The organism is Oceanicaulis sp. MMSF_3324 (assembly GCF_030733545.1).
GTDB lineage: Bacteria > Pseudomonadota > Alphaproteobacteria > Caulobacterales > Maricaulaceae > Oceanicaulis.
The window spans coordinates 71,282-94,622 of sequence record NZ_JASHIU010000005.1 but is presented as its reverse complement, the minus strand read 5'-3'; the positions used below and the strand labels follow the sequence as shown (position 1 = coordinate 94,622).

The window sequence follows — 23,341 nt, the reverse complement described above, 5'->3', positions numbered from 1 at the left end:
GCACGATGAGCGATAACGCCGCACACGCCCGCTATGACAGCGTGTTTCGCGATGACCTGTTCAAGGGACAGGTCATCCTTGTCACCGGTGGCGGCTCGGGCATTGGCCGCTGCATCGCCCATGAGCTGACCGCTCTGGGCGCTCACGCCATTCTGGCGGGACGCAAGCAGGACAAGCTCGACGCTGTTGCGGAAGAGATCGGCAGCGATGGCGGTTCGTGTGAAACCGCGAGCTTTGACATTCGCGATGAAGAGGCGGTCAGCGCGGCGATCGCCGCCATGGTTGAGCGTCACGGACGCATCCATGGCCTTGTGAACAATGCCGGCGGACAATTCCCCGCCAATGCCGAGGACATCTCCAAGAAGGGTTGGGATGCGGTCATCGCCACCAACCTGACCGGCGGATTCCTGGTCAGCCGCGAGGTCTTCAAGGCGTCCATGGCCGAACATGGCGGCGCCATCGTCAACATCACCGCCGACATGCATCATGGCATGCCGGGCATGGCCCATTCGGGCGCAGCCCGGGCGGGGATGGAAAATCTGACCAAGACCCTCGCCTTTGAATGGGCGCCCAAGGGCGTGCGCGTGAACGCCGTCGCGCCGGGCTGGATCGCCAGCTCGGGAATGGATACCTATGGCGGCGCTTTCCGCGCCATCATCCCCATGCTCAAGCAGAACCTGCCCGCCCAGCGTATGGGGTCCGAAGCTGAAGTGTCGGCGGCGGTGACCTATCTGCTGTCGCCGGGCGCGGCCTTCATAACCGGAGTCCAGCTTCAGGTGGATGGCGGCGCGCCTCTGGGCGAGCGACACTTCCCGCTCACCCCGCATGAGAATTCGGAGGTCTTCAACGGCTTCCACCGTGCGGTTGATCCTGCCGTCTTGCGCGGCGAGGGAGCGGAGACATGAGCGTCCTGCCCAATCGCCTCAATCCGGGATCGGACGAGTTCAAGGCGGCCCAGGCCGCCATGAATGAAAAGCTCGTCAGCGTGCGCAGCGCTGAAGAGCAGGTGCGCAAAAATTCCGCCGCCAAGAAGGCCCGCTTTGAAGAGCGTGGCCAGCTGCTGCCGCGCGAACGCGTGGCGCGCCTGGTGGATCGGGATGCGCCCTTCCTCGAGATCGCGCCTCTGGCCGGTCTGAAAATGCATGATGATGACGGCGAACGCGGCGCGTCTGGCGGCGGCGCGGTGGTCGGCATCGGCGTGGTGGCGGGCAAGCGCTGCGTGATCGCGGCCTCTGACAGCGCTATCAAGGGCGGCACGGTCGCGCCCATGGGGTTGAAGAAATCCCTGCGCGCCCAGGAAATCGCGCTCGAGAACAAGCTGCCCATGATCCATCTGGTGGAATCGGGCGGCGCGAACCTTCTGTATCAGGCGGAAATCTTTGTGGATGGCGGGCGCAGCTTCGCCAATCAGGCGCGTCTGAGCGCGGCGGGCATTCCCCAGATCGCGGTGGTGCACGGCAGCTCGACGGCGGGCGGCGCCTATCTGCCGGGGATGAGCGACTATGTCGTGCTGGTACGCGAGAAGTCGAAAATCTTCCTCGCCGGACCGCCGCTCGTCAAAGCCGCCATTGGTGAAGACGCCGATGATGAGAGCCTCGGCGGCGCGGACCTGCATGGCGAGGTGACCGGACTTGGCGAATATGTCGCCGAGGATGACGCCCAGGCGCTCGCTTATGCGCGCGAGATCATGGACAAGCTCAACTGGTCCGCAGCGCGTTCGCCCGTCGCGGGGGATGCGCCGCTTTATGACGCGGAAGAGCTGATGGGCGTGGTGCCCGCGGATGATCGCACGCCCTATGACGTCAAGGATGTGATTGCGCGCGTCGTCGACGGCTCGGACTTTCTGGAGTTCAAGGCGCGCTATGGCGCGGAGACCGTGTGCGGCCATGCGCGTATCGGCAACCAGATCGTCGGCATCATCGGCAATAACGGCCCGATCCAGCCTGAGGGCTCGACCAAGGCGGGCCAGTTCATCCAGCTATGCGACCAGTCGGGCACGCCGATCGTCTTCCTGCAGAACACCACCGGCTACATGGTGGGCTCGGCGGCGGAGCGCGCCGGCGCGGTCAAGCATGGCTCGAAAATGATCCAGGCCGTGGCCAATGCGCGCGTGCCCAAGATCACCATTGTTCTGGGCGGCAGCTTTGGCGCGGGCAATTACGGCATGTGCGGGCGCGGGTTTGATCCGCGGTTCATCTTCGCCTGGCCCACCGCCCGCACCGCCGTGATGGGTGGGGCGCAGGCCGCCAAGGTCATGGAGATCGTCACCCGCGGCAAGAATGCGCGCGCCGGCGTCGAGACCGACGAAGAGGCGCTCGCACAAATGACCGCCATGATCACCCAGAGTCTCGATGAGCAAAGCCAGGCGCTGTTTGCGACGGCGCGGCTCTGGGATGACGGAATTATCGACCCGCGCGACACCCGCGCGGTGCTGATCGAATGCCTGAACACCTGTGCTGAAGCGGACGACCGCCAGCTCAACCCCAACACCTTCGGAGTCGCGCGGTTCTAAAGACGTGGCCCGGTCCGGGAGGAGACGAGAATGCAGTTCACCGAGACCCACGAACAGCTTCGCGACACGGTCGCCAAGTTCGTCGCCAACGACATCAATCCGTATGTGGATGAATGGGAGGCGGCCGATCAGTTCCCCTCTCATGAAGTCTTCAAGAAGATGGGGGATCTGGGCCTTCTGGGCCTGCGCTATCCCGAGGAATATGGCGGCGCAGGTCTGGACATGACCTATTCGCTCGTTCTCGCCGAAGAGCTGGGGATGATCGATTGCGGCGGCGTGCCCATGGCCATCGGTGTGCAGACCGATATGTGCACCCCGGCGCTGGCGCGCTTTGGCTCGGATGAGTTGCGCAAGCAATTCCTCGCCCCGGCGATCGCCGGCGACATGGTGGGCTGTCTCGGGGTGTCCGAGCCGGGCGGCGGGTCGGATGTGGCGGCGGTGAAGACCACCGCCAAATCCGATGGCGATGATTACATCATCAACGGGACGAAGATGTGGATCACCAACGGCCTGAAGGCGGACTGGTGCTGCCTGTTGGCGAACACGTCCGAGGGCAAGCCCCATGAAAGCAAGTCGCTGATCATGGTGCCGATGGATCTTCCGGGCATCGAGAAGCAGAAGATCCACAAGATCGGCATGCACTCGTCTGACACCGCCCAGCTCTTCTTTGATGATGTGCGCGTGCCCAAGCGCTATCGCATTGGGGATGAAGGCGCGGGTTTCATCTATCAGATGCTCCAGTTCCAGGAAGAGCGCATCTATGGCGCCGCGTCCTCTCTGAAGAATCTCGACAAGCAGATCGACCTGACCATCGAGTACACGCGCGACCGTCAGGCTTTCGGTCAGTCCCTGCTGGACAACCAGACCATCCATTTCCGCTTGGCCGAGCTTCGCACAGAGGTCGAGCTGCTGCGTTCGCTGGTTTATCGCTGCGTGGATGATTTCGTTGAGGGCAAGGACATCACCAAGCTGGCATCGATGGCCAAGCTCAAATGCGGCCGTCTGGCGCGTGAAGTGTCCGATAGCTGCCTGCAGTTCTGGGGCGGCATGGGCTATACGGCGGACAATCTTGTCAGCCGCTCCTTCCGCGATGGTCGCCTGATCTCCATTGGCGGCGGCGCGGACGAGATCATGCTCGGCATCATCGCCAAGCTTGAAGGCACGCTGCCCAAGCGTCGCAAGTCTGAAGGCAACAAATAATCATGTCCGCTCCGCAGACCCTTCTGGTCGAGCGCCGCGCGCGGGTTCTGCATGTCACGCTGAACCGGCCCGAGCTGCGTAACGCCATGTCGCTTGAAATGGTGGACGAGCTGATCGCGGCGCTGGCTGACGCGGAACAGGCGGGTGATCGCGCCATTGTCTTGCGCGGGGCAGGCGGACATTTCTGCTCGGGCGGTGACATCAAGGATATGGGCGCGGCCCAGGGCCAACCCGTCACTGATGACCATGACCCGATTGCGGCGGTGAACGCCCGCTTTGGCGAATTGTGCGTGGCCTATGCCAATACGGGCCTGCCAGTGGTGGCGGTGGTTGAGGGCGCGGTCATGGGCGGCGGTTTCGGTCTCGCCTGTGTGGCCGACGTGGTGCTGGGGGCCGATACGGCGGTGTTCCGCCTGCCGGAAACCGGGCTGGGGATTGTGCCCGCCCAGATCGCGCCGTTTCTGGTTGAGCGGTTGGGTTATTCCCAGGCGCGGCGTCTGGCTGTGACGGGCGGCAAGCTCGACGCGGGCAAGGCGCTCGGGGTGGGGCTCATTCATGCCCTGCATCCAACTGAAGATCTTGATGCGGCTCTGGAAGCCGAGCTCGCCCAGATCCGCAAGGGCGCACCGAATGCCATCGCCGCCACCAAGGCGCTGATGCGCCGGGCGCGGCTCGAGCCGCCCGCGAGCCTGGTCGCGGATGCGGCCATGGCCTTTGCAAAAGCGGCGCGGTCAGACGAGGGGGCGGAAGGGATGACGGCGTTTCTGGAAAAGCGTTCTGCCCGCTGGGCCGAGGAGAGCTGAGCATGAGCGCGAAACCGTTTTCCAGCGTTCTGGTCGCCAATCGGGGCGAGATTGCGGTCCGTGTGCTCAACGAAGCGCGCGATTCAGGTCGAACCGCCATTGCGGTCTATTCCGAAGCCGACGCCAACGCCCTGCATGTGCGTCAGGCGGATCTGTCGGTCTGCATAGGCCCGGCCTTGGCGAGCGAGAGCTATCTCAACATTGAAGCCGTGCTGGACGCCGCGCAGAAAACCGGCGCCGAGGCGATCCATCCCGGATATGGCTTCCTGTCCGAAAACGCCGCCTTCGCGCGCGCAGTGACCAAGGCCGGGCTTGTGTGGATCGGCCCGCCGCCCGACGCCATCGAGGCGATGGGAGACAAGGCGCGGGCCAAGGATCTGATGATCAAGGCCGGGGTGCCGACCCTGCCGGGCTGGCAGGGGGGTGATCAGACTGACGCCAATCTCAAGAGCCAGGCCGACACGATCGGCTATCCGCTGCTGATCAAGGCGGTGGCGGGCGGCGGCGGTCGCGGCATGCGTATTGTGCGCGAAGCGTCAGCATTTGAAGAGGCGCTCAGCTCGGCCCGCCGTGAAGCGAAATCGGCCTTTGGCGATGATGCGGTCCTGATCGAGAAGTTCGTCGAGCGTGGCCATCATGTGGAGATCCAGGTCTTCGCCGACGCTCAAGGCAACGCCATTCATCTGGGCGAGCGCGATTGCTCGGCCCAGCGGCGTCGACAGAAGGTGATCGAGGAAGCACCGTCTCCGGCGGTGACCCCCGAACTGCGCGAGGCAATGGGCGCGGCCGCTGTCGCGGCGGCGAAGGCTGTGGGCTATGTGGGCGCGGGCACGGTGGAATTCCTGCTTGATGAGAGCGGGGCGTACTACTTCCTCGAAATGAATACCCGGCTCCAGGTCGAGCATCCGGTGACCGAGGAGGTGACCGGGACCAATCTTGTGCAATGGCAATTCGAGATCGCATCCGGCGCGCCTTTGCCGTTGAGCCAGTCTGATGTGTCGATTGAGGGCTGGGCCATCGAGGCGCGGCTCTATGCCGAGGATCCGTTCAACGGGTTCGCCCCGCAGTCAGGCTTGATCCTGGCCTATGACGGGGAGGTTTCGAACGCCGGAGGGCGTGTGGATGCAGGTGTCGAGACGGGCGACCGGATCGGGACCGATTATGATGCGATGGTGTCCAAGGTGATCGGTACGGGCGCGAACCGGGACGAGGCCATCGCCTCGCTGCGCGCCGCCCTGAAAAACGATCCGCTTCTGGGCGTGACGACCAATCGCGATTTCCTGCTGGCGTTGCTGGACGGTGAGCCTTTCCGCAAGGGCGAGATCTGCACGGCCGACCTTGATCTGTGGGCTGAAGACGCCTCCGGCCCGTTTGCAAAGCCCGACCCTGATCATGAGGCGGTCGCGCTGGCCGCGGCCCTTCTGGGGGCGACGCCTCAGGGCGTGATCCGCTCGGGATCGGTGAGCCGCTTCGACCTGCCGCTTATCGTCAATGGCGAGGCCTTGTCGGTTCGGGTCGAGCAGACCGGTCCGAACGCTGTGTCCGTGGCTGTGGGGGAGGATCAGGCGCCGTTTCAGGTTCAGCTTCTTGATGAGGATGCGCCGGGCGAGATCGCTTTCCGCCTGAATGGCGTGGATCAACGCGCCCATGTGGCGCGCAGCCAGGATGGCGCGCTTCACATCGCGCTCTGTGACCAGATCAGCGTCATCGCCGAGGCCTCGCCCTGGGGCGCGGACGCCGCGTCTGATCCCTCCAAGATTACCGCGCCCGTGTCCGGCGCCGTGGTGGCGGTCAACGTCAAACCCGGCGACCGGGTGAAGGCGGGCGATGTGCTGATCGTCATGGAAGCGATGAAAATGGAAATGCGCCTGAGCGCCGCGGCTGATGGCGAAATCGCCTCGGTCAACGCGCGAGCGGGCGCGCAGGCCGCGAACGGCGCGGTTCTGATCGAACTGACACTCAATTCGCAGGAGCAGAGTGATGGATAAGGCCGTTCTGACGTGCGCGCTCAATGGCGTGCTGACCAATCCCAAGACCCATCCGGTCCCGGTCACCCCTGAACAGATGGCCGCGAGCGCGAAAGAGGCGTTCGACGCCGGCGCCAGCGTCATGCACGTCCATTACCGGATGCAGGACGAGGATCACGGCCATTTCCCGAGCTGGGACCCGGACGTGGCCGCCAGCCTGATTGATGCGATCCGCGACGCCTGTCCGGGCGTCATCATCAACTCCACTACGGGCGTTGTGGGGCCTGACGTGTCCGGCCCGGCGGCGTGCGTGAAGCGGGTGAAGCCTGAAATCGCGGCCTGCAACGCCGGCTCGCTCAACTATCTCAAGCTCAAGCGCGACGGCAGCTGGGCCTGGCCGCCCATGATGTTCGACAACCCCGTCGAGAAGGTTCAGGCCATGCTCGACGCCATGGCCGAAGTGGGCGCACATCCCGAATTCGAGTGCTTTGATGTGGGCATCGTGCGCTGTGTGAACATGTATATCGAGAACGGCATGGCGCCGTCCGCGCATTATAATTTCGTGATGGGCGTCGCCTCGGGCATGCCGGTGGACGCGGCGCTCCTGAAACTCTTGCTGGGCTATAAGCGCGAGGGCGATCCCTGGCAGACGACCCTGATCGGGCGTCAGGAAATCTGGCCGGTTCATCAGGCCACCGCCGATTTAGGCGGTATGCTTCGCACCGGACTTGAGGATACCTTCTATCTGCCTGATGGCGAACGCGCCACGGGCAACGGAGCCTTGATCGAGGCTCTGGCGAACTGCGCCCGCAATGCCGGGCGGGAGATCGCGTCGCCGCAGGAGGCGCGCGAGATCATGGGCCTGAACGCGGCGGAGACCGCGCATGCCTGACATGTATTATAGGGAGGAGACGCATGGAGGCGCGCGCGAGTGATTTGCCCCGCATAGGGGCGGAGAACTGGTATCCGTCCACCCCGGCCCGTTTGCTGGAGAAGGCTGAGACCCGAGGTTCGGACCCGGCTTATGCCGTCAGGCTGGGCGAGGGCTGGGCCTATACGAGCTGGGCGGAATACGCCGAGCAGGTCCAGACCGCCGCCCGCGCGCTCATCGCGCTGGGGCTCGGTGAAGACGAGGCGGTCGCCATTCTGGGCTATAACCGGCCTGAATGGACCATCATGGCCATTGCGGCGATGATGGCAGGCGGTCGACCGGCCGGCGTTTACTGGACCAGTGCGCCGCCCGAAGTCGCCTATATCCTGCAACACTCCAAGGCGCCGGTCCTGCTGGTGGAAACCAGCGAGCATGTCGAGCAGGCGCTGGAGCTGAAGGCGGAGTGTCCCGAACTCGAGCACATCATCGTCATGGAAGGCGGGGCGGGCGACCATCCCGACGTGCTCAGCTGGGCGCAATTCATGGCCCTGGGCGTCGAGGATCATCGCGACGCGGTCAGCGAACGGCTCAAGGCGATCAACGAGACCCGGATCGGATCGCTGATCTACACCTCCGGCACCACAGGCCCGCCCAAGGCGGTCATGCTCAGCCATGGCAATATTTCCTGGAGCGCGGCCAAGCTCAGCGAAATGTTCAAGGCCCAGCCCGGCGACCGCACGCTGTCCTATCTGCCGATCGCCCATGTGGCCGAGCAGCAGTCGAGCGTGCACAACCATGTCATGAGCGGCGCGATCATGCATTTCGCCCAATCCATGGAAACGCTCGCGGATGATCTTCAGGCCTGCCGCCCGAACGTGTTTTTCGGCGTGCCGCGGGTCTGGGAGAAAATGTCCGAAACCATTCGCGGTCGGCTGGCGGAAGCGACCGAGATCAAGGCCAAGCTCGCGAACTGGGCCATGGGCGTGAACCGCAAATGGCACGAAGCGAAACTCAACGGACGCGCGCCGAACCCGCTCCTGTCCTTGCAAAAGCCCATCGCCAACGCGCTGGTGATCAAGAAGGTGCAGGCGGCGCTGGGGCTGGATGATTCCAGACTGTTGATCTCGGGCGCGGCGCCGATCAGCCCTGAAGTGCTGTGGTTCTTTACCGGTCTCGATCTTCTGATCTGCGAAGGCTATGGCCAGTCCGAAACCAGCGCCCCGACCGCCTTTAGCATGCCCGGCATGATGCGGATCGGTTCGGTCGGCAAGATGATCGACGGCATGGAAGCGCGCGTGTCCGAAGAAGGCGAGCTGCAGGTTCGTGGCCCGAATGTCTTCGTCGGCTACATGAACAATAACGAGGCCACCGAAAATACCTTCACCCGCGATGGCTGGATGAAAACCGGTGATGTGGTGCGGATCGACGAGGACGGCTTCGTCTTCATCACCGGCCGGATCAAGGACATCATCATCACATCCGGCGGCAAGAACATCACGCCCGCCAATCTCGAGACCGATCTGATGAACGCACCCCTGGTCGAGCATGCGGTGGTGGTCGGCGACGCCCGACCGTATCTCAGCGCGCTGCTCACGCTGAGCGAGGATGCGTTGTCCGAGTTCGCCCGCAAGCATGGCCTCAGCGTCGACGAGGCGCGCCAGAGCCAGCAGGTGCATGATGAGCTGCAGGCGGCCGTGGATGGCGTGAACAAGCGCTATGCGCGGGTGGAGAATATCCGCAAGTTCCGGGTCCTGGATGCACCGCTGAGCGTCGAGACCGGCGAGCTGACCCCTACCTTGAAAGTGCGGCGTAATGTGGTGACTGCGCGCAATCAGGCGGTGGTGGACGCGATGTACGCTGAAGGCCATGACGAGGAGTGATCTGCCGCCCCGTACGGATGTTCTGATCATCGGGGCCGGCATGTCCGGCCTCGCCATGGGGCGGCAGCTCAAGCGCGCCGGTCATGAGAACCTGGTCATCGCCGAGCGTGCGGACGGGCCGGGCGGGGTGTGGCGCGCCAACGCCTATCCTGGCGCGGCCTGCGACGTGCCCAGCCATCTGTATTCGTATTCGTTCTTTCCCAATCCCGACTGGAGTCGGAAGTTCGCGCCGCAAGGCGAGATCAAGGCCTATTTCGAACGCGCCAGCGTCAAGTTCGGCCTTGACCCGCATATCCATTACGGCCGGTCTGTCCGCGAACTGATCTACGATTCGGATGTGGGGCTCTGGAAAGTCCGGTTTGAGGATGGCGCCCAGCTTGAAGCCCGGGTGGTGATCAGCGCCGTCGGCCAGTTGTCAGAGCCTTTCTCGCCCAGTTTTGAAGGGCAGGAGGCTTTCAAGGGCCGTATAGTCCATACCGGGGAATGGACGCCCGACATCGATATGACCGGCAAGCGTGTCGTGATGATCGGCAGCGCAGCCAGCGCGATCCAGGTCCTGCCCCATGCGGCGAAGGCCGCATCTGAGCTGACCGTGTTCCAGCGCACGCCCAACTGGGTCATTCCCAAGCCGGACCGGGCCTTCACCCCGGTGGAGAAATGGCTGTTTCGGCACATGCCCGGCTATCACTGGCTCTACCGCATGGGAAGTTTTGCATTGCATGAATCGCGCTGGCCAGCCTTCCGGTCTGGCGGGTTGGCCGCGGCCTATACCCGTCACCGACTGAGCCGGCGCATCCGGGCCGAGGTCCAGGATCCGGCGCTTCTGGAAAAGGTTCTGCCCGATTATGCGCCGGGCTGTAAGCGCATCCTGTTGTCGAACGACTTTTTCTCCACCCTCGGGCAATCGCATGTGGAGTTGGTCACGGACGGGGTTCGGCGCTTTACGGCGGACGGCGTCATGACCGGGCAGGGTGAAGAGATCAAGGCCGACCTTGTCATTCTCGCCACAGGCTTCAAGGCCAGCGAATTCCTGCCCAGCCTGGATGTCATCGGGCGGGATGGACAAAGCCTGACCGCGGTGTGGGGCGAGAGCCCGACCGCATACAAGGGCGTGGCGATGACCGGCTTTCCGAACCTGTTCACGCTCTACGGGCCCAACACCAATCTCGGGCACAACTCGATCATCTTCATGATCGAGCGCCAGACCGAGTTCATCCGTCGACAGATCGTCCGTCTGTTCCGCGAGAACGCCAGAAGCATGGAGGTTCGGCCTGAAGCGCAGGCCGCCTATAACGCGGATCTGCAAAACCGGCTCGAGGGCACGGTCTGGGCGGGCGATTGCCCGTCCTGGTACAAGAGCCCGGACGGGATCATCGTCAACAACTGGTCCGGCCCCGCCAGCCGATATGCCTGGGCCGTCTCGGGGCAGGACCGTGACGCCTTCGCCCTGGAGCGCGCCTAGTCCGCGGACAGGATCGGTTCGGCCCAGTCCGTCAGACGCTCGAGCGCCTGATCGGCTTCCGGTAGGAGCGGAGCGAAAAGCGGGAAGTCGTGCCAGAGCGCTTTCCAGATTTCGCACTGGACCGGCACCCCGGCCTGTTCGAGCTTCTGGGCGAATCGGATGGAGTCATCGAGCAGGATTTCATCATCCCCGGTCTGGATGAACATGGGCGGCAGACCGGTCAGGTCTGCGAACAGGGGTGAGGCTTCCGGCGTCTCTGCGGGGGTATTCTCCAGATAGAGTTGAGCCCCCACCGACAGCCATTCCGGCTTGAGCATGGGGTCGACTTTGGCGCGAGTCTTTGTGCTGTTGCCGCTGACGGTGAGATCCGTCAAGGGGGAGATCAGATATGCGCCCTGGGGCAGCGGACGGCCCTGTTCGCGCTGGCGCAACAGGCTGGCCAGCGTCAGCCCGCCGCCTGCACTGTCGCCTGCGATCAGCACAGGGCCGTCGCTATGGCCCATGGCCCAGTTCAGGGCCGCAGTTCCATCTTCCACCGCGCAGGGGAAGACATGCTCGGGCGCCAGGCGATAATCGATGGAGACCGCATTGATGCGCAGCGCCTTGGCGAGGCGCGTGACAATCGGGCGATGGCTTTTGGCCGATCCCAGGCAATACCCGCCGCCATGCAAAAAGAGCAACAGGCCCGGACGGCGCTCGTCCGGCGTGAAGGTCAGGGCCGAAAGGCCGGAGATTTCGGTCTTCTGGATGCGGACATCATCAGGGGTCGGCAGGCGGTCTGCGCCCGCATCCATGCGCTTACGCGCAATTTGACGGGAATTTTCCGGAGACATCACCTTTTTGCCGGCCGTGCGCGCCATATGCCGAGCGAGCAATCGGCGAAGGCTCAGAGCGCCCTGCTTGGGAATGGTTTCAATCACGCGCGTCTCCCTGATCGTCTGGATCGCCCAGACTTTCCGGTTTTCAGCGCACTGACAAGCACTTCGTGGGAATGTGCGTATAACTCGATCAGGTGAAACACTGATTTTTAAGGCCAAATCTCCACGCTCGACGGGTAGTAGCGGGAGAGACCGGCATGCCCATCGACCAGGCGGTCATTGCGGCCCACGAAGCGTTCATTGCGGGCCGCAATGGCGGGTGTCGTGCCTTCTTCAGATTCCAGGACCTGACCGGCGCCAACCTGATGAAGCGCAAGCTCGACAGCATCGAGTTCATCGGATGCGATCTCAAGGAGTCGAACTTTGCCCTGGCCTCCCTGCTGACCGCCTCGTTTTACTGCTCCAGTCTGAAGGGCGCGGATCTGAGAGGCGCTGTGTTGTCGCGCGCCGATTTGCGCGGCGCGATCTTGCGCGGCGCAGACCTGTACCGCGCCAATCTTGATGGCGCCGATTTCCGCAAGGCTGTTCTGTTCAAGGATGAGCGCGACGCCGAATTCAAGCAAACCGATTGGGTTCAGGACAATGATTCAGACTCGCTGGGCGGTATCGTGGATTTCCGTGATTGTTCCCTGCGTGGCGCGCGGCTGAGTTCGGCCAAGCTCAAGGGCGCCGACTTTTCAGGCGCCATGATGGAGGGCGCGCAGCTCAATCAGGCGGATCTGCGTGATGCGAACTTCGCCGGCGCGGTTCTGACCGGTGTGGATCTGCAGGGCACGCGTCTGGATGGCGCCCGCCTGGACAATGTCGTGCGTGATCCCAACCCGGCTGCGAAGGAACGCGCGGCGGCGTTGCTGGAACAGGTCGAGCGTAGCGATCTTTACACGCGTTCACGCGGCGAGCAGGGCGAGCGCGCCGTGTTTGAAGGCGAGGATCTGCGGGTGCTGGGCCGCGGCTGTCGGGAGAAGGGTCTGATCGGCGCCAATATGCGCGGCGTTTGCGCTGTGGGAATGGATTTCTCCGGCGCGTCTCTGCTGGGCGCGAATTTCACCGGTGCGGACCTGCGGGGCGCGAACTTCACCGGCGCGAACCTGCAGGGGGTGACGTTCCGCGACTGCAAGCTCAATCATGCGGTCTTCCAGAATGCAGACTTGCGCTCTTTCACGGGGACCACGGGCCGGGTGTTCCACCCCTCCTTTGAAGGGGCGTCCCTGCACGCCGCCCGGTTTGAGGGGTCGCGACTGGATCGTGAATTGCTGGATGCGGCCATAGGGCCGGTTCAGGCCCATGAAGCCGCCACAACGGATCTGACGTCGGCACAGGCCTCCTAGCCTTGCTGGCGCGCCACCCGCTCGGCCCAGTCAGCGAAGTCTGACTGGGCGGTTTCAAAGCCGAGATCATTGAGCGTTTCATGCCGCCCCTGCGGGTCTCGGCGCATGGTCACATCCGAAAAGCGCGCATTATACAGTCGGGAGGCGAGCACCTTGGCCGCCTGGCCCTTGTCGGTGGCGGGATCATCTCCGCCCGCCGCCAGGTGAATGGCGAGATCAGAGCGCACATTGCGCAGGCGGGTCTCGTCCTCGCCCAGTTCCGTGCCGTCAATCAGGTCGCGCCACATCGCGATCGAGGCGGGCCAGCCGCAATCGGGATCGTTGACATAGGCGTCCACCTCCTCGGGGAGGCGCGACAGCCAGTCAAAATCGGTGCGATGGCCCTTGATAGCCTTGCCCCAGGCCTTGAAGGTCAGGGCTTCGATCCAGGTCGATCCCTGGTGTGATTTCTTGAACAGGCTCTCGATGTTGAGCACTGCGCGCATCAGGCCCGCGCGGCCGCCCAGGGCCAGATTGGAATTCCAGATCGTGAGGCCCGACAAATCGCCCTTGCGTTCCATGGCGTGGTTCATCGCCACGACGCCGCCCATGGAATGGCCGAAGACGATATGGGGCAGACCGGGAAAGCGCTGTTTGAGATGGTCTTCGACCGCCAAAGCATCCTCGACGACCTTGCTCCAGCCTTTGGGGGCGCCGAAGACCCCGCGAGGCGCATCCTCGGCGGTGGTTTCTCCATGGCCGCGATGGTCATGCGCAGCCACATGAAAGCCGCGGCTGGCGAGATAGGCGGCGAAGCGGGCGTAGCGCGCGGAATGTTCGGCGAGACCATGATGGATCTGGACCACGCCCAATGGCTGGCCGTCCGCCTCTTGCACGTGCAGGCGCAGGCTGGCGCCGGTGGGGCTTTCAAAAGTTTCCGCAACAAACGCCATCGGGGCATTCTCCATCGGGTCAGAACCGCTTAGCTTGTCGACACCATAGACCGACCGGAGCGTTTCACCATGTCTCGTCCTGCACTCCTTGCGCTTGATCAAGGCACCACCTCGTCGCGCGCTCTGGTGTTTGACGAGGCGGGACGGGTCATCGCCTCCGCCCAGGAAGAGTTCGCCCAGGGCTATCCCCAACCGGGCTGGGTCGAGCACGATCCCGAGGTTATCTGGGCGACCGTGCTGTCCACCGCCCGCAAGGCGATGCGCGCGGCCGAAGAACAGGATTGGCGGATCGAGGCGATCGGGGTGACCAATCAGCGCGAGACGACGCTTGTCTGGGACCGGGCGACCGGCCAGCCCATTCATAACGCCATTGTCTGGCAGGACCGGCGCACGGCCAAAACCTGCACGGCGTTGAAGGCCGATGGCGCGGAGGCGCTGGTTCGGGACCGGGCCGGACTGGTGCTCGACCCGTATTTTTCCGCTTCAAAGCTCGCCTATATCCTCGATACCGTGCCGGGCGCGCGCGACAAGGCGCAAGCGGGCAAGCTCGCCTTCGGCACCGTGGACAGCTTCCTGATCTGGCGGCTGACCGGCGGGCGAGCTCACGTCACCGACGCCACCAATGCCAGCCGAACCAGCCTGTATGCGCTGGACGCTGCAGACTGGGATGAGGAGCTGCTGGGCCTGTTCAACGTACCGCGCAGCGTCCTGCCTGACATCGTCGACAGCGCGGGGCGTTATGGCGACACCGACCCGTCGGTTCTGGGTCGCGCCATCCCGATTTGCGGCGCAGCAGGCGACCAGCAGGCGGCGGCGCTGGGCCAGGCCTGTCTCAATCCAGGCGAGGTGAAGTCCACCTATGGCACGGGCGCGTTTCTTCTGGTGAATACGGGCGATCAGCCGGTGAAATCGGAAAATCGGCTTCTGGCCACCACGGCCTGGCGTTTGAACGGCCAGTCCGCCTTCGCGCTGGAAGGCTCGATCCTGTCGGCTGGCGCGACCGTGCAATGGCTGCGCGACGGGCTCGGGATGATCGCGCGCTCATCGGAAATCGAGGCGCTGGCGCAAAGCGCGGATCCCGAATGCGGGGTCTATCTGGTGCCGGCCTTTTCCGGCCTTGGCGCGCCGCACTGGGATCCGGATGCGCGCGGTCTGATCTGCGGGCTCAGCCGCGGCTGCGGCCGGGCGGAGATCGCGCGCGCGGCGCTCGATTCCACCGTCTACCAAACCCAGGACCTTCTGACCGCCGTCGCCAATGACGGCGTGGAAGTGCGTACCCTGAAAGTGGATGGCGGCATGGCGGTCAATGACGCCCTGATGCAGCGCTTGGCCGATATCTGCGCAGTCGAGACGGTGCGCCCTGTGAACGCCGAGGCGACGGCCTGGGGCGCGGCCTTCCTGGCGGGGCTGGGGATCGGGATGTTCTCTGACCTGTCTGAAGCGTCGACCCTGTGGCAGGCCGAGCGCGCCTTCGCGCCCCAGCTGGAAGATGCCGCGCGCCAGCGCCAGATGGCGGGCTGGCATGACGCGGTGCGTCGGACGCTGAGCTGAACCCCTGCGACCGGTCGCCGCTGCGGCGAGTGGTCAACTGCTGCCCTTTGGCAAGCCGGGCTAAGCGGGTCCTCCTTGCAGAGGAATGGAGCCCGTCATGGCGTCCCGGATCACCAATTTGCTCAGCTATGGCCAGCAGCGCAGCCCGCGTTACACCAGCTATCCCACCGCGCCGCACTTTCATGAGGGCGTGAATGGAACGGTGTATGGCGATTGGCTGGATACGCTGGATCGCGGCAAGCCGGTCTCGCTCTATCTTCATGTGCCCTATTGCAAATCCCTGTGCTGGTACTGCGGCTGCAACACCCGCGCGACCACGCAGGACGGGCCGATCGAGGCCTATCTGAAGGTGCTTCTGAAAGAGCTGGCGCTGGTCGCGGACCGCTTGCCGGGCCGCATGACCGTCTCCCATCTGGCGCTGGGCGGGGGCACGCCGGCGATCCTGAGCCCTGAGCAGATGGACCGGCTGATGGCGGCGATCTATGAGCGGTTCGACTTCGTCGAGGACGCTGAACTCGCCATTGAGATCGATCCGCGCCATTTCACCAAGGATGATGCATTCGCCCTGGCGCGCAATGGGTTCACCCGCGCCTCGACGGGCGTGCAAAGCTTTGACCCGGCCGTGCAGCGCGCCATCAACCGCGTCCAGCCCTATGAGCTGGTGGAGGCGTCCTTCAATCGCTTGCGCGAAGCGGGCGTGATGAAGATCAATGCCGACCTTCTGTACGGCCTGCCGCTTCAGACCGCTGACAGCGCCCGCGCCAGCGCGGAAGCGGCGGCCGCGCTCGATCCTGATCGCCTGGCGGTTTTCGGATATGCGCACGTGCCGCACATGAAGTCGCATCAGCGTCTGATCCGGGACGAGGACCTGCCCGGCGCCAAGGCGCGTCTGAAACAGGCGGACGCCATGGAGCGAGCGCTGATCGATTGCGGTTATGCGCTCATTGGCATTGATCACTATGCCCGTCCCGACGACCCCATGGCCCGGGCGCTGGAAACCGGCACGCTGCGGCGGAACTTCCAGGGCTACACCACGGACAAGGCGGATACGCTGATCGCGCTAGGGGCTTCGGCCATTGGTCGGGCGCCGCAAGGGTATGTTCAGAACCGGTCGGACGTGCGCGCCTGGATGCAGGATGTGGAGGCTGGACGCCTGCCCATCGCCAAGGGCGTAGCGGTGAGCCGAGAAGACGCCATGCGCGCCGCCATCATCGAGCAGGTGATGACCTATCTGCGCGTGGATCCTGAAGCGATCGCCGCCCTGTATGACAGGCCGGCGCCGCAAGCGGATCTGGATGATCTGGTGCGGTCCGGCGTCGTCGCGGTGGAAAGCGGCGTGATCACGGTCAACCCCGCCTATCGTCCGCTGGCGCGATTGGTGGCGGCGGCGTTTGACGGCTATCTCGCCACGGGCGCGGCGCGGCATTCGGTGTCGGTCTAAGGGTTTGATGCGCTGCGGCGCAGCGGGCTTTGTGGACAGGCGCGAAGCGAGGATTTAAACGTCGATGAGCGTAATGTTCTTACGCTCGTCCCAACCTCTCTTTTTTGTCAAAGAAGCCTAAACACCATGTCGCAGGACAACTTCCCGGTAGAGACGCGCCGTCACTCCGCCGCCCACCTGATGGCGGCGGCGATCAAGGACCTCTGGCCGAACGCCAAATTTGGCGTGGGTCCGGCGACAGCCACAGGCTTTTACTATGACATCCAGCTCGAAGAGCCGCTGACGGTCGAGGATCTGCCCAAGATCGAGAAGCGCATGAAAGAGCTGCGCAAGAAGAAGAAAAAGTTCTACTGCGAAGCCCATGGCATCGATGAGGCCATCGATTACATGGCCAAGGAAGGCCAGGACTTCAAAGTCGAGCTCCTGAAGCTGCTGCGCGACAAGGGCTCGACCGCCATCGCCAAGGAGACGGGTGATGAATCCGTCGCGGGCGAAGGGCTTGATGAGATCACCTTCTATCGCACCGGCGATTTTGTCGATCTGTGCCGCGGCCCCCATGTGGACCATTCAGGCCAGGTGGGCGAGTTCAAGCTGCGCTCCATCGCGGGCGCCTATTGGCGCGGCGATGCGAAGAACGCCCAGCTTCAGCGCATTCATGCGCTCGCCTATGAAACCAAGGAAGAGCTGCAGGCCGAAGTCACCCGGCTGGAAGAGCAGGCCAAGCGCGATCACCGCAAGATCGGCAAGGAGCTGGGCCTGTTCACCCTGGTCGAGGAAGTCGGCGCAGGCCTGCCCATGTGGCTGCCGGCGGGCAATGTGATCCGTGACGAGCTCGAGAAGCTCGCCCGCATCACCGAGCACCGCGCGGGCTATCGCCGGGTCTCGACCCCGCACATCACCAAGGGCGATCTGTATCACCGCTCCGGTCACCTGCCGTACTATGCCGAAGACATGTACGCGCCGATCATGATCGACGAGCAGGAATACTATCTGCGGCCCATGAACTGTCCGCACCACCACATGATCTATGCGCACGACCAATGGTCCTATCGCGATCTGCCGGTGCGTCTGTCCGAGTACGGACAGGTTTATCGCTACGAGGCCTCGGGCGGTCTATCGGGCCTGATGCGGGTGCGCGGTTTCTGCCAGAACGACGCCCATATCTATTGCCGTCCCGACCAGGCGAAGGACGAGTTCCTGGCCGTCATGCACATGCATGCCGATTATTATCGCCTTTTCGGCATCGAGGATTTCTGGATGCGCCTGTCCCTGCCGGACATGGAGAATCTCGACAAGTATGTCGACGATGCCGAAGGCTGGAAGACCGCGCTGGGCATCCTCAAGCAGGCCATGGACGAGTCCGGCTATCCCTACAAGGAAGTCGAGGGCGAGGCCGCCTTCTACGGCCCGAAAGTGGACTTCATGGTGAAATCGGTGGTTGGCACCGAATACGCCATCTCCACCAACCAGCTCGACTTCATGGCGACCAAGCGCTTCAACCTCGTCTACACCGCCGAGGATGGCTCCAAGCAGCCGGTCTATGTGATCCACCGCGCGCCCATGGGTAGCCATGAGCGCTTCGCGGCCTTCCTGATCGAGCATTATGCCGGCAAGTTCCCGACCTGGCTGAGCCCGACCCAGGCTGTGGTGATCCCGATTGCGGACCGCCATGAGGAGTACGCCCAGTCCGTGCGCGACACGCTGTTCTTCTCGGAGGTGGACTCGGTGAACACCGGCATTCGCGTGGAGACCGATTTCGCGTCCGAACGCATGCAGAAGAAGATCCGCAACGCCCAGAATCGCCAGATTCCCTACATGCTGGTGGTCGGTGATGCGGAAGCGGAAAACGGCGAAGTGGCCGTGCGCCATCGCGACCATGGCGATATCGGCACGATGAAGGTCGAGGACCTGATCGCCCGCATCGCCAAGGAGCAGTCAGGACGCACTGATCAGCCCAAGCCGGAATAGGCGGTTTCGCCCGTTCACACTGAAAACGCCGGCCCTTGGGCCGGCGTTTTTGTTTGGGGATCAGTTCTGGATCATGCGGCGCTTAGAGCCCGGCGTTTGCGCCAGATCCGCCAGCCGACCAGTCCGCCGATACCTGCGAGCACCAGAAGCCCGATCAGTCCGGCCATGCTGATCAGAACCAGCGCCACAACCAACCCGCCAACCACAGCGAAGCTGGTGAGCGGGGAGGCGCGCACGTCGTCGATGATCATCACCAGGGCCGGCAGCAGCATCAGGATGGTGATCGAGGCGAAGACCAGGCCCGCCCCCAGTGACACCGCCATGGGCACCAGAAATTGCGCCTGCGGGCTTTGTTCGGAAATGATCGGCAACAGGCCGAGCGCCGTCGTCAGCGTCGTGACCAGGATAGGGCGGAACCGTCGGCCCGCCGCTTCCGCAATCGCATCCACGGGGGCCATGTCGCGCTCGTTGACGTTCATGTTGTAGCGGTCGATCAGCACGATGGACGCGTTCACCACCACGCCTGACAACGCCACCATCCCGAAGATCGACGGGAAGGAGAGCGGATAGCCCAGGATGAAATGGCCCAAGATCGCCCCGCCAATGCCGAAGGGAATGGCGATCAGGATGATCAGCGGCTGGATATAGCTGCGCAGCTGGGTCGCCAGCAGGGCGTACATGATGACGATGGCGATCAGCAGCCCCCGGCCCAGGCTCGCGAAATCCTCGGCCTGTTCGCGGCCCGCACCCGCCAGCGTCCAGCGCAGTTCAGGATAGGTCTCCACTAGCTGGGGCAATATCTCGCTTTCCACCCGTGCGCGGGCCTCGCCCGGGGTGAGGCGGGCTTCGTCCACATCAGCGGTCACCTCGACGATGCGGCGTCCATCAATGCGCTCGATCTGGGTATAGCTGCGACTTTCGGTGATGGTTGCTGCGACGCTCAGTGGCAGGCTGTCGCCGTCGCGGGTGCGCACGCGCAGATCGTTGAGGTCTGACAGACCGACCCGCTCGTCCTCGGGATAGCGCACGAAGACCCGCAATTCGTCAGACGCGCGCTGGACGCGCTGGACTTCCTCGCCAAAGAAGGCCTGGCGCACCTGACGCGCCACATCGCGCGGGGTCAGGCCCGCCGCTTCCCCGGCCGGGGTCAGGGTGAAGTTGAGCTGGCGTTTGCCGATATCGAGCCCGTCCTCGATTTCGGACACGCCATCGATCTCCGCCAGCCATTCCGCCAGCTGGCGCACGGCGGCTTCCAGCGACTCGTTTTCAGGGTGGGACAGCTCATAGGCGATGTCCGCGTCCTGGGGGCCGGCGGAGGAGATGATGGAGAGTTGCTCCACGCCCGCGAGCTGGCCGGTGCGCTCGCGCCATAGCGCTTCGAGCTCGGAGGAGCTGGTGGTGCGGTCCGCCGACGGGGTCAGCTGGATCTGTATCTGGGCGGCGTTCGAGGCGATCGTGGTGGTCGAGCTCGAGCCCGGCCCGCCGAACAGGCTGGTGCGGCCGCCAATCGTGGCCTCGATGGATTTGAAGACCGGCTCGCCATTGTCGGCGTATTCGCGCTGGATGGCTTCGGCGGCTGCGATCATCTGTTCCGCGGCGTTGCGGGTGGCGGTGAAGGGCGCGCCATCGGGCAGGCTGATATCGGCGGTGATCTGTTCGGACTCGATCGCCGGGAAGAAGACAAAGCGGACAATGCCCGATGTGGCGAGCGTCATCACCAAGATCAGGATGGCGATGCCCGCTGCCGCGACGAGCCAGCGCATGCGGGCGGCAAAGCGCGCCCAGCGACTGACGGCGCCGTCGGCGAACGCGGTCAGACCCTGGGCCACCTTGTCCTGAATGCGCGCCAGCGGTCCCCGCGACCAGTGCCCGCCATGGGCGAGGTGAGAGGGCAGGATCAGGAAGGCTTCGATCAGCGAGATCGCCAGGATGGAGATCACGACGATGGGAATGGGGCGGGTGATCTCGCCAAAGGTGCCGCCCGAAAAGATCAGCGGACCGAAGGCGGCCATGGTGGTGAGCACGCCGACCAGCACGGGGGCGGCCACGCCGGTGACCCCGGCGATGGCGGCCTCTTCGGCGGATCGGCCCTTCTGGCGTTCGCGGTCGGTGTTTTCCCCCACCACGATGGCGTCATCGACCACGATGCCCAGCACCACGATCAGCCCGAACGTGGTGATGAAGTTCAGCGTGACGCCCGCCATGCCGAACAGGGCGAACCCGCCCAGAAAGGAGATCGGCACGCCCATGGAGACCCAGAAGGCGAGACGCAGGTCGAGCACCAGCACCAGCAGCAGGAAGACCAGGGTGAAGCCGATGATGGCATTGCGAGCGAGCAGCGAGATGCGGTCGCGGAACACCTGGGACTGATCCACCACCATTTCGAGTTCGACGCCCGGCGGCAGGCTGGCGGTCTCGGCGAAGGCGATGGCGGCGTTCCTCACCCCCAGAAGATCCTCGGAGCCCTGGGTCTGGACATCGATGAAGACGGCGGGCTCGCCGTTGAAGCGCGAAATCAGCGGGTCTTCCTCAAATCCGTCATTGATGACGGCTACGTCGCCCAGGCGGACCCGGGCGCCGGTTTCGGAAGAGCGCAGAATGATGTTGGAAAATTCCTCGCCCGTTTCGCGCCGGGCATTGGTGCGTAGCAGGATGTCGCCGGACTGGGTCCGGATTTCCCCGCCCGACAGGTCTACTGACGCGGCGCGCACCGCATCGGCGACCTCGCTGAAGGTCAGCCCGTACTGGCGCAAGGCGTCCTCGGAGACGGAGATGGAGATCTCCAGCGCCCTGACGCCGCGCAGGCGCACGGTGGAGATGCCGTCCTCGGCCAGCATGTCGCGTTCCAGCCGCGAGCCCGCTTCGCGCAAGCCTGCTTCATCGACGCTGCCCGACAGGGCGAAGGTCAAAATGGTCGTGACCGGCTGGGGCACGCGGATCTGGGGCTGCTCGGCGTCGGCGGGCGGGAAGTCGGCGATGGCGGAGACGGCGGTCTCCACATCATCCTTGACCACCTGGGCGTCCGCGAAATCCTGCAATTCCACCGTGACGGTGCCCCGGCCTTCCGAGGCCACGGACCGCACCCGATCCACACCTTCCAGACCGATCACCGCTTCCTCGATCCGGCGTGTGATCGAATCCTCCACATCGCCGGGCGTGGCGCCGGGATAGATCACCGCCACCTGCACCGTGCGCGGCTGCAGGGTAGGGAAGACCTCGGTCTGCATGGTGAAGGCCGTCAGGGCGCCGCCCAGAAGGAACAGGATCATCAGAAGGTTCGCCGCAACCGGATTGCTGACGAACCAGGCGATCAGACCCTTGCCGGGCCAGCCGGCATGGGCGGAGGGCAGCAGGCCGGAGTCGCTCACTGACGGGCCTCATCTTCATTGAGGATGTTGGCGCGGCGTCCCAGGGCGTTTTCCGGCACCGGGGTCACGATGACCCCTTGCGCATAATCGAACGGTGCGACGAAAACAGTGTCGCCCCAGCGGTCGAGAACCTCGACCTCTTGCTGTTCGATCTCGCCATTGCGGACCACGCGCACCTGATCAAGACCGGCGAGCGCGGAACCGGGCATCACCAGCCCGGCGTTCAGATCCGGACCGGTCACCTGCACGTCTGCAAACTGGCCAGGGCGAAGCGTGCCGGGAGCTTCAGGGGCGATGAACAGATCGATGAAGCGCGTGCGCGCATCCAGGCTGGCGCCTTCGCGGACAATCTCGCCGCTGAGCGTCTGTCCGGTTTCGGTGAGGGTGAGGCGGGCCTGCCGGCCGACGGCGCCATCCAGACGCGCCAGTTCAGACGGCGCGATCGGAGCGACCACTTCAAGGCTCTCGATGTCATAGACGGAGCCATACTGCTGTCCGGCGCTGACCAGCTGTCCGGTGACAATCTCGCTGTCGATGACCCGACCGCTGAAGGGATAACTGATCCGGGTGCGCTCCAGATTGAGTCGCGCCTGGGCCAGGTCGGCCCGCGCGGCTTCAACGGCGGCGCGGGCGGCGGCGAGCTGGGGTTCGCGCGCGGCCAGTGGCGTGATCTCGCGATTGGGATATTCGCGGCGCCATTCCTCGCGGTTGATCTCCGCCTCGGCGTTCAGCTGGTCCAGTGCGCTCTGCGCATCGGCCAGGCCGGCCTGGGCGCGCGTCAGGGCCACCTGATAATCGCGCGGATCAATCTCAAACAGCACTTCGTCCGCTTCAAACCGCGCCCCGGCGCGCACGGCGTCGGACACCGCGATCACGCGTCCGCCCACTTGCGGAGACAGGCTGATATCGGACGGGGTCGTCACTGTCCCGGTCAGGGTGATTTCGATCTGATGGTCGGCGGGTTGGGGGCGCGCGATTTCCACCGGGGTCGCCGGGCGTTCTGGCGCGGCTTGCCGGGGCGCGTCCGATCCCGTCGACAGAAGGGTGGTGAGTATCATCGCGAGCACGATGACGGCGATGATGGCGCCGATCTGCAGCCAGCCGATCCAGCCGTTCTTGTCCGCATCCTGCGCGTCATTCTGGGTAGAGGTCTGCATGCCTCGCCCTTCCCCTGATCAAT

Annotated in this window: 16 protein-coding genes; 12 read left to right on the top strand and 4 right to left on the bottom strand. The window is 64.3% G+C overall.

Going from position 1 to position 23,341, the window contains the following annotated elements; translation table 11 throughout:
• Positions 1-5 precede the first annotated feature (5 nt).
• Genes RBA95_RS06950 through RBA95_RS06915 form a run of 8 tightly spaced genes read left to right on the top strand, consistent with a single transcriptional unit; the run spans position 6 to position 10,695 of the window.
• The gene (locus RBA95_RS06950; protein WP_306016126.1) at positions 6-905 is read left to right on the top strand and encodes an SDR family oxidoreductase; all 900 of its coding nucleotides are present in this window, start codon (positions 6-8) and stop codon (positions 903-905) included.
• Complete coding sequence (locus RBA95_RS06945) at positions 902-2,512, top strand: acyl-CoA carboxylase subunit beta (protein ID WP_306016125.1); 1,611 nt, start codon at positions 902-904, stop codon at positions 2,510-2,512. Before RBA95_RS06950 ends, RBA95_RS06945 begins: the two co-directional genes overlap by 4 nt.
• Positions 2,513-2,542: 30 nt before the next feature.
• The gene (locus RBA95_RS06940; protein WP_306016124.1) at positions 2,543-3,712 is read left to right on the top strand and encodes an acyl-CoA dehydrogenase family protein; all 1,170 of its coding nucleotides are present in this window, start codon (positions 2,543-2,545) and stop codon (positions 3,710-3,712) included.
• Positions 3,713-3,714: 2 nt separating this feature from the next.
• Positions 3,715-4,515, top strand: a complete 801-nt coding sequence (locus RBA95_RS06935) for an enoyl-CoA hydratase/isomerase family protein (RefSeq protein ID WP_306016123.1) — start codon at positions 3,715-3,717, stop codon at positions 4,513-4,515.
• Positions 4,516-4,517: 2 nt separating this feature from the next.
• Positions 4,518-6,503, top strand: a complete 1,986-nt coding sequence (locus RBA95_RS06930; protein ID WP_306016122.1) for a biotin carboxylase N-terminal domain-containing protein — start codon at positions 4,518-4,520, stop codon at positions 6,501-6,503.
• Positions 6,496-7,374 carry a 3-keto-5-aminohexanoate cleavage protein gene (locus RBA95_RS06925; protein WP_306016121.1) on the top strand — a complete coding sequence of 293 codons (879 nt, stop codon included), beginning with the start codon at positions 6,496-6,498 and terminating at the stop codon, positions 7,372-7,374. Before RBA95_RS06930 ends, RBA95_RS06925 begins: the two co-directional genes overlap by 8 nt.
• A 23-nt stretch (positions 7,375-7,397) precedes the next feature.
• Positions 7,398-9,233, top strand: coding sequence for a long-chain fatty acid--CoA ligase (locus RBA95_RS06920; protein ID WP_306016120.1), 1,836 nt, complete (start codon positions 7,398-7,400; stop codon positions 9,231-9,233).
• The gene (locus RBA95_RS06915; RefSeq protein WP_306016119.1) at positions 9,220-10,695 is read left to right on the top strand and encodes an NAD(P)/FAD-dependent oxidoreductase; all 1,476 of its coding nucleotides are present in this window, start codon (positions 9,220-9,222) and stop codon (positions 10,693-10,695) included. The genes RBA95_RS06920 and RBA95_RS06915 overlap by 14 nt, the downstream gene beginning before the upstream one ends.
• Here the strand turns inward: RBA95_RS06915 and RBA95_RS06910 are convergent.
• Positions 10,692-11,615, bottom strand: a complete 924-nt coding sequence (locus RBA95_RS06910) for an alpha/beta hydrolase (protein WP_306016118.1) — start codon at positions 11,613-11,615, stop codon at positions 10,692-10,694. The two genes, RBA95_RS06915 and RBA95_RS06910, sit on opposite strands and share 4 nt — an antisense overlap.
• A gap of 155 nt (positions 11,616-11,770) precedes the next feature.
• On the opposite strand from RBA95_RS06910, the gene RBA95_RS06905 reads away from it, so the two are divergent.
• Complete coding sequence (locus RBA95_RS06905) at positions 11,771-12,901, top strand: pentapeptide repeat-containing protein (RefSeq protein ID WP_306016117.1); 1,131 nt, start codon at positions 11,771-11,773, stop codon at positions 12,899-12,901.
• On the opposite strand, the gene RBA95_RS06900 is transcribed toward RBA95_RS06905, so the two are convergent.
• Entirely contained in the window at positions 12,898-13,833 is a 936-nt protein-coding gene (locus RBA95_RS06900; protein ID WP_306016116.1) for an alpha/beta fold hydrolase, read from the bottom strand. The genes RBA95_RS06905 and RBA95_RS06900 overlap by 4 nt on opposite strands.
• Positions 13,834-13,902: 69 nt before the next feature.
• On the opposite strand from RBA95_RS06900, the gene glpK reads away from it, so the two are divergent.
• From glpK to thrS, 3 genes are all read left to right on the top strand, one after another.
• A complete protein-coding gene (gene glpK, locus RBA95_RS06895) occupies positions 13,903-15,384 on the top strand; it encodes a glycerol kinase GlpK (RefSeq protein WP_306016115.1) in 1,482 nt (493 codons plus the stop codon).
• 97 nt (positions 15,385-15,481) lie between these two features.
• Positions 15,482-16,825 carry an oxygen-independent coproporphyrinogen III oxidase gene (gene hemN, locus RBA95_RS06890; RefSeq protein ID WP_306016114.1) on the top strand — a complete coding sequence of 448 codons (1,344 nt, stop codon included), beginning with the start codon at positions 15,482-15,484 and terminating at the stop codon, positions 16,823-16,825.
• A 126-nt stretch (positions 16,826-16,951) separates the two neighbouring features.
• Positions 16,952-18,793, top strand: coding sequence for a threonine--tRNA ligase (thrS, locus tag RBA95_RS06885; protein WP_306016113.1), 1,842 nt, complete (start codon positions 16,952-16,954; stop codon positions 18,791-18,793).
• A 71-nt stretch (positions 18,794-18,864) separates the two neighbouring features.
• Here thrS and RBA95_RS06880 read toward each other — a convergent pair whose 3' ends face one another.
• Positions 18,865-22,161, bottom strand: coding sequence for an efflux RND transporter permease subunit (locus tag RBA95_RS06880; RefSeq protein ID WP_306016112.1), 3,297 nt, complete (start codon positions 22,159-22,161; stop codon positions 18,865-18,867).
• Entirely contained in the window at positions 22,158-23,318 is a 1,161-nt protein-coding gene (locus RBA95_RS06875; protein ID WP_306016111.1) for an efflux RND transporter periplasmic adaptor subunit, read from the bottom strand. Before RBA95_RS06875 ends, RBA95_RS06880 begins: the two co-directional genes overlap by 4 nt.
• Positions 23,319-23,341: the final 23 nt, after the last annotated feature.